11 protein-coding genes are annotated in these 12,956 nt (G+C 70.2%); 9 read left to right on the top strand and 2 right to left on the bottom strand.

Annotated elements, in window-relative coordinates; translation table 11 throughout:
• The first annotated feature begins 2 nt into the window (after positions 1–2).
• The 7 genes from ACFY0D_RS34200 (at position 3) to ACFY0D_RS34230 (ending at position 7,960) form a co-directional block, all read left to right on the top strand.
• Complete coding sequence (locus ACFY0D_RS34200; RefSeq protein WP_390801803.1) at positions 3–500, top strand: acyl-CoA thioesterase; 498 nt, start codon at positions 3–5, stop codon at positions 498–500.
• Between the two features lie 102 nt (positions 501–602).
• On the top strand, positions 603–2,921 hold the full coding sequence (locus ACFY0D_RS34205) for an FAD-dependent monooxygenase (RefSeq protein ID WP_390801804.1): 2,319 nt from the start codon (positions 603–605) through the stop codon (positions 2,919–2,921).
• Positions 2,922–2,933: 12 nt separating this feature from the next.
• The gene (locus tag ACFY0D_RS34210; protein ID WP_390801805.1) at positions 2,934–3,968 is read left to right on the top strand and encodes a carbon-nitrogen hydrolase family protein; all 1,035 of its coding nucleotides are present in this window, start codon (positions 2,934–2,936) and stop codon (positions 3,966–3,968) included.
• Positions 3,965–5,077, top strand: coding sequence for a cupin domain-containing protein (locus ACFY0D_RS34215; protein WP_390801806.1), 1,113 nt, complete (start codon positions 3,965–3,967; stop codon positions 5,075–5,077). Before ACFY0D_RS34210 ends, ACFY0D_RS34215 begins: the two co-directional genes overlap by 4 nt.
• Positions 5,078–5,268: 191 nt before the next feature.
• The gene (locus ACFY0D_RS34220; protein WP_390801807.1) at positions 5,269–6,174 is read left to right on the top strand and encodes a fumarylacetoacetate hydrolase family protein; all 906 of its coding nucleotides are present in this window, start codon (positions 5,269–5,271) and stop codon (positions 6,172–6,174) included.
• Positions 6,175–6,264: 90 nt separating this feature from the next.
• The gene (locus ACFY0D_RS34225; RefSeq protein ID WP_390801853.1) at positions 6,265–7,002 is read left to right on the top strand and encodes an Asp/Glu racemase; all 738 of its coding nucleotides are present in this window, start codon (positions 6,265–6,267) and stop codon (positions 7,000–7,002) included.
• A 118-nt stretch (positions 7,003–7,120) separates the two neighbouring features.
• Positions 7,121–7,960 carry a PaaX family transcriptional regulator C-terminal domain-containing protein gene (locus ACFY0D_RS34230; protein WP_390801808.1) on the top strand — a complete coding sequence of 280 codons (840 nt, stop codon included), beginning with the start codon at positions 7,121–7,123 and terminating at the stop codon, positions 7,958–7,960.
• Positions 7,961–8,164: 204 nt separating this feature from the next.
• On the opposite strand, the gene ACFY0D_RS34235 is transcribed toward ACFY0D_RS34230, so the two are convergent.
• Positions 8,165–9,745 (bottom strand): carboxylesterase/lipase family protein, encoded by a 1,581-nt coding sequence (locus ACFY0D_RS34235; RefSeq protein ID WP_390801809.1) that lies wholly within the window; start codon positions 9,743–9,745, stop codon positions 8,165–8,167.
• Between the two features lie 14 nt (positions 9,746–9,759).
• Entirely contained in the window at positions 9,760–11,106 is a 1,347-nt protein-coding gene (locus ACFY0D_RS34240) for a M20/M25/M40 family metallo-hydrolase (RefSeq protein WP_390801810.1), read from the bottom strand.
• 393 nt (positions 11,107–11,499) lie between these two features.
• Here ACFY0D_RS34240 and ACFY0D_RS34245 point away from each other — a divergent pair, with 393 nt between their 5' ends.
• Positions 11,500–11,913, top strand: coding sequence for a VOC family protein (locus ACFY0D_RS34245; RefSeq protein WP_390801811.1), 414 nt, complete (start codon positions 11,500–11,502; stop codon positions 11,911–11,913).
• Between the two features lie 137 nt (positions 11,914–12,050).
• Positions 12,051–12,797 (top strand): class I SAM-dependent methyltransferase, encoded by a 747-nt coding sequence (locus ACFY0D_RS34250; RefSeq protein ID WP_390801812.1) that lies wholly within the window; start codon positions 12,051–12,053, stop codon positions 12,795–12,797.
• The last annotated feature ends 159 nt before the right edge of the window (positions 12,798–12,956 follow it).

Raw genomic sequence — 12,956 nt, forward strand, 5'->3', positions numbered from 1 at the left:
CCATGGACACATCCAGCCCGCAGCGGGCGGATTCCGCGGCGACGGACAGCTGTGCCGCAGGATGCCCCGAAGCCCTCGCGGAGAACCTGCCCGGCGTCGTCATCGAGCGGCGCGTCGAATGGCCCGACACGGATGCGGCCGGCCACTACCACCACTCCACGGTGGTGCGCTGGGTGGAGGCGGCAGAGGCGGTCCTGCTGCGGAGGCTGGGACTGGCCCATCTCTTCGGCAGCACCCCACGCGTCCACTTCGAGGCCGACTACCGGGCCCGGCTCTGGTTCGGCGAGACCGTCCGTACCGAACTGCGGGTCACCAAGGTCGGCACCAGCTCCCTGCACTACGCCTTCACCGTCCGCGGCGAGGGGGAGGAGCCGGCCGCCACCGGACGCATGGTCATCGCCCACTCGGCCTCACGCGCCACCGGGTCCACGGCCTGGCCCGACGACGTCCGGGAGGTCCTCACGAAGGCCGGTCCGCAGGCCCCCGAGCTCTTCGCCTGATCCGAGGCGACGCGCCAGACGCACCACACGGAATGTGTTGAATTCTTGACGCTCGCCAAATCTGCAGCATATTCTGTTTCCGGAACCACTAGGAGGAACACCGTGCGTGTAGCAGTCATCGGAGGAGGGCCCGGCGGGTTGTACTTCGCGGCCCTGGCCCAGCAGCTCTCACCGGAGTGGGAGATCACGGTCTGGGAGCGCAACGCCCGCGACGACGCGTTCGGCTTCGGCGTCGTGTTCTCCGACGAGACGCTGGACGGCATCGCGCAGGCCGACCCCGCGGTGTTCGCGGCCATGTCCGCGGAGTTCGCCCGGTGGAGCGACATCGACGTCCGCTATGACGGCGAGGTTCACATATCCGGCGGCCACGGCTTCGCCGCCCTGGACCGCAACCGGCTGCGCGAGATCCTGCAGAAGCGCTGTGCGGAGCTCGGGGTGCAGGTGCACTACGGGACCCAGGCACCGCCCGTCGAGGAGCTCTCCGCCGGCTACGACCTCGTGGTCGCCGCGGACGGAATCCGCTCCACTGCCCGCGAGACGTATGCGGGAAGCTTCCGCCCCGACTTGGACGAGCGCCACTGCCGCTACATGTGGCTGTCCACCGACCGCGTCTTCGAGGCGTTCACCTTCATCGTCGAGAAGCGGGACTTCGGCAGCATCCAGGTCCACGCCTATCCCTACGACGACAAGCGCAGCACCTTCATCGTGGAGATCGCGGAGGAGGACTGGCGCCGGGCCGGATTCGAAGCCTTCGCCGACCGGGAGTTCGCACGCGGCGAGAGCGACGAGGCGAGCGTGCGGCTGTGCGAGGAGATCCTGGCCGACCACCTCGACGGCCACCGCCTCATCCCCAACGCCTCGAAGTGGATCCGCTTCACGACCGTCCGCAACGCCACCTGGCGCCACGGCAACGTCGTCCTGCTCGGCGACGCCGCCCACACCGCCCACTTCTCCATCGGCTCCGGCACCAAGCTCGCCATGGAGGACGCCCTCGCGCTGGCCGCCTGCCTGCACGAACACCCTGACGTGGACTCGGCGCTCGCCGCGTACGAGAGCGAACGCAGGCCGGTCGTCGAATCCACCCAGCGCGCCGCCCAGGCCAGCCTCGAATGGTTCGAGAACGTCGGCCGCTACACGGCGCAGGAGCCCCCGCAGTTCGCCTTCAACCTCCTCACCCGCAGCCGCCGCGTCACCTACGACAACCTGCGCGTGCGCGACGAGGAGTTCACCACCGCCGTCAACGCCTCCTCGCCCGTGCCGCCCATGTTCCGCCCCTTCCGGATCGGCGGACTGCTCCTGCGCAACAGGGTCGTCGTACCGCCCATCGCGCTGTACACCGCACGCGAAGGGGTCCCGGGCGACTTCGACCTCGTCCACCTGAGCACCCAGGCCCTCGGCGGCAGCGGCCTCGTGTTCGCCGGAATGACCGCCGTCAATGCCGCCGGGCGCGCCACCGCGGGTTGCCCCGGGCTGTACACCGACGAACAGGAGGCTGCCTGGCGGCGCATCATCGACTTCGTCCACGGCCAGCTCGACACCTGCCTGGGCATCCAGCTCACCCACGCCGGCCGCCGTGCGGCAGCCCACGCCGACGGGCCGCCGATCGCCGCCTCTTCGCTTGCCTGGGACGAGCTCAGTCCGGCGCCGCGCGAGGCAACCCGCGCCGATATGGACACCCTCGTACGGGACTTCGTACGGGCGGCCCAGCGAGCCGACCGGGCAGGCTTCGGCGCTCTGGAACTCCAGTACGGTCACGGCCACTTGATTTCCGGATTCCTCTCCCCGTTGACCAATCAGCGCACCGACGAGTACGGCGGAAGCCTGGCCGGCCGGCTTCGCTTCCCCCTGGAAGTGCTACGGGCCGTGCGGGCGGTGTGGCCGGCCGGGAAGGCGCTCCTCGTGCGGTTTTCCGCCGCCGACTGGGCCGAGGGCGGTACCAGCGAGGCCGACGCGGTCGCCATCGCCCGCGCGCTGGCCGATGCGGGCGCCGACGCGATCGACGTCTCCACCGGCGAGGTCGTCGCCCACGAGCGGCCCCGCTACGGCCGCAGCTACCAGACCCCGTACGCGGACCTGATCCGCAATGCCATCGGGGTCCCCACCATCGCCGTCGGCGCGATCTCCACGTACGACGACGTGAACTCCATCATCCTGGCCGGCCGGGCGGACCTGTGCGGCGTCGGCCGCGCCCAGCTCCACGACCCGCTGTGGACCCTGCACGCCGCCGCAGCCCAGGGCTACAGCGGCCCGGGGGCACCATGGCCCGCCTCCTGGCGGGCAGGCAGCGGGCGCCCGCCAGGTGCACGCACCGACCGGATCGCGCCCCGGCTCCAGCTGCTCCGCGAGACTTCCGCCCCCGTGCACCAGCGCTGGGTTCCGCCCCTCCCCGCTGCCGCAACCGCTGCCGCATCCGCCGGCTGACCTGGAGAACCGATGGACAATCTGCCACGCTTCACCGCCGCGGCCGTGCAGGCGGCTCCCGTGTACCTCGACCCTGCGGCGACCGTCGACAAGGCGATCGCCCTCATCGCGGAGGCGGCGTCCGCCGGCGCCGAACTGGTCGTCTTCCCCGAGGTGTTCGTCCCCGGATACCCGTACTGGAACTGGACGATGAACCCGGTCCAGGGCTCGCCCTGGTTCGAGCGCCTCCAGCGCGCCTCCATCGACATCCCCGGCCCGCACGTCGACGCCCTGCGGGCTGCCGCCCGCCAGTACGGTGTCGTCCTCGTCATCGGGGTCAACGAGCGGGCCGCGCACAGCCTCGGCGTCCTCTACAACACCCTGCTCACCATCGGACCCGACGGCGCACTCATCGGCGTCCACCGCAAGCTGGTGCCGACCTGGGCCGAGAAGCTCACCTGGACCGGCGGGGACGGCAGTTCGCTCAAGGTGCACCAGACGCCCGTCGGCCCGCTGGGCGCGCTGGCCTGCGGCGAGAACACCAACACCCTGGCCCGCTTCGCCCTCCTCGCGCAGGGCGAACTCGTCCACGCCTCCTGCTACATCGCCCTGCCGGTGGCCCCCGCCGACTACGACATGGCGGACGCCATCGCCGTGCGCACGGCGGCGCACAGCTTCGAGGGCAAGGTCTTCTCCGTCGTGGCCTGCTCGACGATCTCCCCCGAGATCGTGGACGCCATCGCGGGTGACGACGAGGACGTGCGCCGCATGCTCGCCCGCCCCCGCAGCGCCCTGTCCGGGATCTTCGGCCCCGACGGCCGGCCCGTCACCGAGCCGCTGATCGACACCGAGGGCATCGTGTACGCCGAGATCGACCTGGCCAAGTGCATCCAGCCCAAGCAGATGCACGACATCGTCGGCCACTACAACCGGTTCGACGTCTTCCAGCTCCACGTCGACAACCGCCCGCGTACCCCGGTGACCTTCGCGACGGACCCGGCGCACACCACGACGCCCTTCTCACCCCTCTCCACCGAGACCACCGGCACCACGAAGGAGGACGCATGACCACCGAGTACGACGACAGCAGGCTGGGCCGGGCCCGGGTATCCGACTCCCCTGAACTCGCCGCGTTCTACAGCGAACTCGCCCAGCTCGAAGCAGGCGCGCTGTGGACCGTCGCCAACGACATTGAGCCCTGGTACCCGCAGCCGAAGTCCGTCCCCGTCCTGTGGCGCTACAGCGAACTGCGCCCCCACGTCCTCAAGGCCCTCGACCTGGTCAAGGCCGACGACGCCGGCCGCCGCGTGGTGATGCTCGTCAACCCGGGCCGCAAGGACGTCAGCGCCGCGGTCGGACTCCTCTACACGGGCCTGCAGATCATGGGCCCCGGCGAGGCCATGACCGCCCACCGCCACCAGGCCGCGGCCCTGCGCTTCGTCCACGAGGGCACGGGCGCCTGGACCATCGTCGACGGTCAGAAGCTGAAGGTCGGTCCCGGAGACTTCGCCATCACTCCGAACGGCACCTGGCACGAGCACGGCAACGAGGCTGCCGACGCCCCCGTCATCTGGCAGGACGGACTCGACATCCCCCTGGTCAACGCCCTGGACGCCGGGTTCTACGAGGTCCACCCCGAGCTGTACCAGACCCCCGGAAAGATCATCAACTCCTCCGTGCTGACGTACGGTGCGAACCTGCTGCCCTATGGCGTGGAGAAGTGGACCAGGCCGTACTCTCCGCTGCTGGCGTTCCCCTGGGAGCCCACCTACGAGGCCCTGCGCAATCTGGCCAAGGCCACCGAGGGATCCCCGTACGACGGGGTGATCGCCGAGTACACCAACCCGGTCACGGGCGGCTCGGTCATGCCCACCATGGGTGCGCACATGCAGCTGCTGCGCCCCGGTCAGGCCACGCAGGCGCACCGCCACACCGGGTCGGTCATCTACACCGCGGCCAAGGGGCACGGTGTCTCGGTGATCGCCGGACAGCGCTTCGAGTGGAAGAAGGGCGACATGTTCTGTGTCCCCTCCTGGGCCTGGCACGAGCACCACAACCTCGACGAGTCCGAGGACGCCTGCCTCTTCTCCTTCAACGACTTCCCCGTCATGCGCTCGCTCGGCTTCCACCGCGAAGAGGCGTACACCGACAACGGTGGGCACCAGCCCACCGCCTGAACCGCTCCCCCTGAACCGCTCCGCCGTACCGGACGCCGCCGGCCCTGACACCGGCGCCGGCACGGCGGAGCACCGAGCCGGGCGCGATGCAACGCCCCGCACCGCCCGGACCGGGTCGGCGGCGGCACCACCTGAGTGACGCCGCCGGCCCGCCCCCTCCGCACCATCCCCTCATACGCAAGGAGCCCCCCATGCGGCTGGTCAGCTACACCCTCAACGATGCGTCCCCGCGCCTCGGGGCACAGGTCGACGACCTCGTCGTCGACCTCGCCGTCCTGGCCGAGCGGGCCGCCGTGGAACTGCCCCTGGACCTGCTGTCGTTCATCCGGGCCGGCGCGGCCGCCCAGGAAACCGCGCGCGGCCTGCTGGCCGACGGCCCCGCGGCCTGGCCCGCCGAGGCCGTCCACCGGCTCGACGAGGTGTCCCTGCGGGCCCCACTGCGCCCCGGCAAGATCATCGGAGTCGGACTGAACTACGTGGAGCACGTGGAGGAGTCCAGCCGCAGCCTGGACACCGACAAGGAGCGCCCCTCGCGACCGGTGCTGTTCAGCAAGCCCGCCACGGCCGTCACCGGACCGGGCCAGCCGATCCTGCACAACGCCGACCTGACCACGCAGCTGGACTGGGAGTGCGAGCTCGCCGTCGTCATCGGCCGCACGGCCTTCCGGGTGAGCGAGGAGGAGGCGTACGACCACATCTTCGGCTTCAGCATCGTCAACGACATCAGCGCCCGCGACCAGCGCCGCTCCGGCCAGTGGTTCTTCTCCAAGGGCCAGGACTCCTACGCCCCCTTCGGCCCGGTGGTCGTCACCCGCGACGCGATCCCCGACCCGATGGCCCTCGACCTCTCGCTGCGCGTCAACGGCGTCACCAAGCAGAAGTCGAACACCCGGCACATGCTCTTCCCCGTCGCCCGCCTCATCGCCGACATCTCCTCCGGCGTCACCCTGGAACCCGGTGACGTCATCGCCACCGGATCGCCCGCCGGTGTCGGAGCGGGCATGGTCCCGCCCGAGTTCCTGCAGCCCGGTGACACCGTCGAGGCCACGGTCGAGCTGATCGGCACCCTGACCAACCCCGTCGTCGACGCCCGCTGAGGAGCGACCGTGCCCGACCGTACCTCCCGCACTGCCCGTGCCTCCCGCACCTTTCGCATCGGCCAGATCGTGCCGAGCTCCAACGTCACCATGGAGACCGAGGTCCCGGCGATCCTGCGCGCCCGGGAAACCGTCGCCCCGGAGCGCTTCACCTTCCACTCCAGCCGGATGCGCATGACCCATGTGACCGCGGAACAGCTCAGGGCCATGGACGCCGACTCCGACCGCTGCGCCGTCGAGCTCTCCGACGCGCACGTGGACGTACTCGGCTACGCCTGCCTGGTCGCCATCATGAGCATGGGTCTCGGCTACCACCGCACCTCCGAGGAGCGCCTGCACCTTCGTACGGTGGAGAACGGAGCCGCCGCCCCCGTCGTCACCAGCGCCGGCGCCCTGGTCCACGGCCTGCACACCCTCAAGGCGAAGAAGATCGCGCTGATCGCTCCGTACATGCGCCCGCTGACGAAAACCGTCGTCGACTACCTCACCCACGAGGGCATCGAGGTCCTCGACTACACCGCCCTGGAGATCCCGAACAACCTCGATGTCGCCGCGCACGACCCCGCACGCCTCCCCGGGCTCGCCAAGGCCCTGGACCACAGCGGCGCCGACGCCGTCGTGCTCTCCGCCTGCGTGCAGATGCCCTCGCTGGGCGCCATCGAGGAAGCCGAACAGCTCCTCGGCAAGCCCGTCGTCTCGGCGGCCGTGTGCACGGCCCACCAGATGCTGCGCGCCCTGGACCTTCCGGCAGTGGCTCCCGGAGCGGGCCACCTCCTGGCCGGCGCCTATGCGGAAGCACCGGTGTGGCAGTCGCCCGCGGCGCGATGACGAGGACCCGCCGGCCCCTCGTTGCGCACCTGCCGGGCCAAGGCCATGGCCATGGCCCGGCAGGTGCCTCGTTCCGCCGGCTCGGTAGGATCGCGACCGCATACGACGGAAGGCGATCATGGCGGACAGTCCTCTCAGGCCCAGCTCGTTGATCAACACGGTCTACGGGGCGTTCCTGCGCCGCCTCGGCGGCTGGATCTCCGTCGCCGACCTGATCACCTTGCTGTCCGAGCTGGACGTCGAGGGTCCGGCCGCGCGCTCGGCGATCTCCCGGCTGAAGAAGAAGGGCGTCCTCGAACCGGAGCGCCGGGGGGCCACCGGCTACCGGCTCAGCCCCGCCGCGCACCCCGTCTTCGACGAGGGCGACCGGCGCATCTTCGGCAGCCTGGAACCGGCGAAGCTGAGCGACGGCTGGGCCATGGCCGTCTTCTCCGTACCGGAATCCGAGCGCTCCTACCGCTACCAGCTGCGCACCCGGCTGACCTGGCTCGGCTTCGGGAACATCGCCCCGGGCGTGTGGCTGGCGCCCGGCCGTCTCCTGGACGGCGCCCGCGACATGCTCGTCCGGCTCGGGCTCAGCGACTACGTCCACCTGTTCGCCGCGGACTACGCCGCCTTCAGCGACCTGCCCGAGACAGTGAGCACGTGGTGGGACTTCCCCGCGATCCAGGAGCAGTACGCGGGGTTCACCCAGGCCTACGGCTCCGTCGCCGGCGGACTCGCGCAGCAACACGACATCGACAGCGGCGAGGCCTTCCGCCACTACGTCCCGATGCTCACCCAGTGGCGCCGCCTGCCCTACCTCGACCCCGGGCTGCCGAGCGAGCTGCTCCCGGCGGACTGGAACGCGGTCGCCGCGCGGCAGATCTTCCAGCAGCTGCACGACGTGCTCGCCGCGCCGAGCCTGCTGCACGTGCGGGAAGTCACCGGCCTGGCAGAAGCGCCGCCCGAGTCATAGCGACTGACCTCGGCCCGGTTCCCGGCAGGTGCCGGCAGGTGCCGGCAGAACAGGGTGCCCATTGCGCTGACCCGTACCGGGCCCGGTCGCAGCCGCGAGACGAACACCGAACCGGTGCTCGTCTCGCGGCCGTTCTCTGATCAGCCGTCAGGAGAACGCATGCGGGCGCGGGCGGCACCCCCACCTCGATGCGTTCCCGGGTCGTCAGAGACCGGACTCCTTGTGCCAGATGCGGCGGGATGCCGAGAGCGGGTCCTCGACGACCGACGGTTCGGTGTCCCAGAGCCGGGTCGTCGGCCGTGCCGTTGTGAAGGTTTCCCAGCCGGGATCCCCCGTGGCGGCGAAGGAGATCCAGGAGGCACGGAGCCGTTCGGACAGGCGCGTGAAGTCCTGGGGCGGGAGCTTGCCGCCGAACAGAAACCCGGCCAGAGGCCCTCGCGTGTGGCCGAAGGTCGCCGGTATGTCCACGGTGTGGCAGGCGCCCAGGGCTCCGCCGAAGGCGGGGCTGCTCCAGGTGAAGTCGTAGAGCCAGGCGCGGCCGCCCGCGTCGGCGTGCGCCTGCGCCAGCCACGTCGCGGGCATCCGGAACAGCGCGTCGGAGAACATCTCGACGTACAGCTGGGGGTCGGTGAGGTCCGGGTGGGCGTCGCGGTAGTCGTCGGCGGCCTGGCGGCCGAGCCTCAACCCTTCGGTGACGGCACCGAGGTCGAGGTCGCGGATCTTCGCCGACGGCTGCGCCGGCTTTCGCGATGCCCGGTCGCGGAATCCCGCGCGTGCCGTCGACAGCATCATGGGCATGGCCCTGACCATCGCGCCGAGTCTGATCTTGACGAGGCCGCGTTCCATGGCGAACAGGGTGAACTCGTCATGCGTGTAGCCCGAGATCAGGTCGACGTCGCGTGCGCACCCCGAACGGAGTGCGAGCCATGGCTTGTCGACCACGGTGATGCCGTCGATGACGGGCGAGAACGCGGTGATGGCCTCGGGCGTCGTCCAGTTCGCCGGATTCGTTCGCATCGCGGGCAGTGCCACGTCCTGTACTGCCAGCAGCGCCTCGGGTGATGCGGATGCCAGACCGTCGAGGCCCACGCCGGCCGCTTCCCCGATCATGACGGAGATCCGCCGGGCTTCCTCCTCGGCCAGGAACCGCCCGGCCATGCTCTGGACGATGGCACGACGGAACAAGCCGCGCGCGGCCGGTGCGGACAGCAGGGCGGCGGCGGACGCGCCTCCGCCGGACTCGCCGAAGATCGTCACATTGTCCGGGTCGCCGCCGAAGGCCGCGATGTTCTCCTGTACCCATACGAGTGCCGCGGCCTGGTCGAGGAAACCCCGGTTGGCGGGTGCCCCCGGTACGTAGCCGAATCCCTCGAACCCGACCCGGTAGTTGAACGTCACCATGACCACGCCGCCCCGGGCGAGCACCTCGCCGTCGTAGCTCGGATCAGCGGAGTGGCCCGTCTTCCACCCCCCGCCGTAGATCCACACCATCACCGGCAGCCGGTCGCCGGCGCCTCCCGGGGTCCACACGTTCACGCTGAGGCAGTCCAGGCCGTCCTCCGGTCGCCAGGCCGGGGGCATTCCGGGAACCATCGGCAACTGTGGTGGTGCGGCACTGAACGACGTGGCCGGCCGGACGCCATCCCAGGCGGGGACCGGGGCGGGCGCCCGGAACCGTAGAGGCCCTTCCGGCGGAAGGGCGTAGGGAATGCCCCTGAAGACCGACAGCCCGTCTTCGGCGGTGCCCTCGACCTTTCCGGTCAGGGTCTCGATGACAACACCCATGGGGGTGGCTCCTTTCATCTGGAGAGTCTGAGGACCGCGTCGAGCAGGCAGCGCCCGCCGAACATCAGGTCGGTGATCCGGGCATGCTCATCAGGTGCGTGGATGAGCCGCATGATGTCCGCGTCGCTCGCGGAGGGAAAGAACCCGAAGACCTTCGTTTCGGGAAAGGCCCGGGCATCCGTGGCGGCCGGATTGATGTACGGCAGCAGCCGCGCCCCCGGTTCGTGGGCCGCGACGGTATCGCCCAGGACCCGCAGGAGCTCCGGGTCGTCGTGGCCGGCGTGGCTCACTCTGCCGTGCAGCAGCTCCACCTCGACACGATCTCCGAGTGCCCTCTGGACCTCGGCCACCCACCGATCGGGCAGCTCGCCCGGAAGGAGCCGTCCGTCCAGCACCACGCTCGCCTCGACGGGCACCACGTTCTGCCGCTGTCCCGCGGACAGCAGTGTCGCAGTGGCGGTGTTGTGCAGTCCGGCGACGACGAACTCCCGCAGGACGGGATCGATGGGCAGGGCGTTCGCCCGCTCCCAGCTCGGGTCCCGCAGCAGCCGCCCGATGGCCTTCGCGCCCGCGCCCGGGTGCAGGTCCGCCAAAGTCGCGAGCATGCGTCGCGAGGCCGGATGCACCACGGTCTCTGGGGCGAACGCGCGCAGCCGGAGCAGGGCCTCGGCCAGCGTGAAGACCGCCGACTCCGCCCGCGGGACGGAGGCGTGGCCGCCCGGCCCGCGGGCGGTGACCCGCATCCGGGCGTTTCCCTTCTCGGCCACCTGGACGGTGTAGACGGGACCGCCGGGCGTCATGAAGCGCTGGCCGCCGCCTTCGTTGAACGCGAACTCGGCCTCGACGAGGCTGCGGTGGTTCTCCCACAGCCAGTAGGCACCCCGCCGGCTGCCCGCTTCCTCGTCGGCGGTGATCACGAGCAGCACGTCGCGGCGCAGCGGTATCCGATACCCGGCGAGGAGTTGCATGATCAGCAGGCTCGCGGCGATCTGGCCCTTCATGTCCAGCGCCCCCCGACCCCACACGCGACCGTCGGCCACCTCGCCCGAGAAGGGCGGATGAGTCCACCCATCGGGTTGGGCGCCGACCACGTCCGCGTGGCCCAGCAGCATGAGCGGCGGTTCCTGTCCCGTCCCGGGTAGCCGGGCGACGAGGTTGGCGCGTCCGGGCTCGGACTCCAGAACGGTGTGTGAGATGCCGGAGCGGGACAGCTCGTGGGCCAGGTGGCGCGCGACGGCGATTTCATTGCCCGGTGGGTTCGACGTGTCCAGGCGGATCAGCCCCGAGAGGTGGCTGACGAGGTGACGTTCCTGGTCGGCCCAGGAGAAGGGCAGCGGCATCGGCTGGGGTGAGGTGGACATCTACGCTCCGGACTTCCTGGTACGGCACAGGGCCGCACAGCAGAGCAGCGCGCCGAGCGATACGACGGTTCCCTCGCCGGAGATGCCGACCAGAGGTGACGCGAGCAGCACACTCAGGGGGGAGGCCGGGGGACGCGTCCGCGGCTGTTCCCACCGAGGGAGGGAAGGCGCGGTCATCCGGGGCCTCCGTGGCTTGGGTGGACAGTGAATGTTACACGTGTAACTCTAGCTGGAGTCCTGTGTAACATCGTCCAGCATTCGGGTCGAGCCCTCCTGCATAGCGTGTTGTGATCGTGACCGTTAGCCTCGGGCAGTGCTGCTCTGCACGTGTAACCGTCGTGTGTGTCGACGGGCCGGATGACCCGCTGGACCGCCCTCTCGGAGGTTTCACTCATGGCTCCTTCTCCCGGCCAGAACCTGTTCTCCGCGCTCGGCCGCATGGTGGTGCTCGTCGCGGACGCCGAGGCCGCCCTGGGCTTCTACCGAGACGTCCTGGGCTTTTCGGTCCTGCACGATCAGACGGCTGGTGGCTACCGCTATCTGCACATCGGTCTGACCGGCCAGGCGCAGGCGGGCCTCTGGCTGATGCCTGCGACCACACCGCCGGAACGGGAGTTGATCGGCCGTCAGTGTGGGGGTCAGCCCCTGCTGGTCTTGTACACGGCCGATGTGCGGCAGACCGGCAGACACCTGCGCGGTCACGGCGTGCGGGTGTGGGACGAGCGGGAGGAGGGTGAGAACCGCTCCCTGCACTTCGCAGACCTGTACGGGAACGTCATCGTCGCGGCGCAGCTGCCCGTACGGTGACGGTCGCCGCTTCAGGTGGTCAGCCCGTCGGCGGCGCGGGCTGCTGAGCCGATGGCGAAGCGGGGCGCCCCCGTGAAGGCATCCCGGCGAACAAAATCCGTAGCGCTCCCCGACAGGCGTGGGGCTAGCGTGCCCCCATGACGACCGCCAACGACTACGAGACGCACGTCGCGGAAGCCCAACAGGCCACCATGTCGGGCTGGGACTTCAGTTGGCTGAAGGGCCGGGCGGACGGCGATGGCCCCTCCTGGGACTATGAGCAACACGCCCGCGCCCTGATCCCGCGCTCGCGAAGCCTCCTGGACATCGACACCGGCGGCGGTGAATTCCTCGCCTCGCTCGCCCCGCTGCCACCGCAGACCGTGGCCACCGAGAACTGGGTGCCCAACATCCGCGTGGCCCGGCAACGCCTTTCTCCTCTGGGAGTGGAGGTCCATCACGCATCGGGCTCGAACCTGCCCTCCGGCCCCTTCGAGCTCATCCTCAACCGGCACGGAGTGTTGGATCCGGCAAGCATCCGCACTGCGCTCGCGCGGGGTGGCCGACTCCTCACCCAGCAGGTGGGCAGCCGCAACCAGCTGGAACTGAATGAAGCCGTCGGCATCCCCTCGCCGGCCCACCCCGACAGTTGGACCCTGGACATTGCCGTAAAGGCACTGGAAGGCGTGGGCCTTCACGTGATCACAGCGCGAGAGGAGATGAGCCGCTACACCTTCCGCGACGTCGGGGCAGTCGTCTTCCAACTACGCGCCATCCCTTGGCAGTTCCCCGGATTCGAGCCCTCCGAGTATGAGCCGGCACTGCGCCGAACCGATCAGCACATCAGAATCACGGGCGGGTTCACGGTGCACGACCACCGGTTTCTGATCGAAGCACAAGCGTGAAGGATCCGTCGGCGCCTGATGCTTGAGCGGATTCCGGTCCGCGGGGAGCCCGCGGATATCCGGCCTGGCCGCTGACCGGCACGTTCGCACACCGCAATCACCGGCGGCTCAACCAGCTCCCGCAGCCGTTCCACCGCTCGGTGAACGTCGACGGCCTGG

Origin of the sequence: Streptomyces sp. NPDC001502 (assembly GCF_042894785.1) — a bacterium.
Lineage (GTDB): Bacteria > Actinomycetota > Actinomycetes > Streptomycetales > Streptomycetaceae > Streptomyces > Streptomyces kutzneri.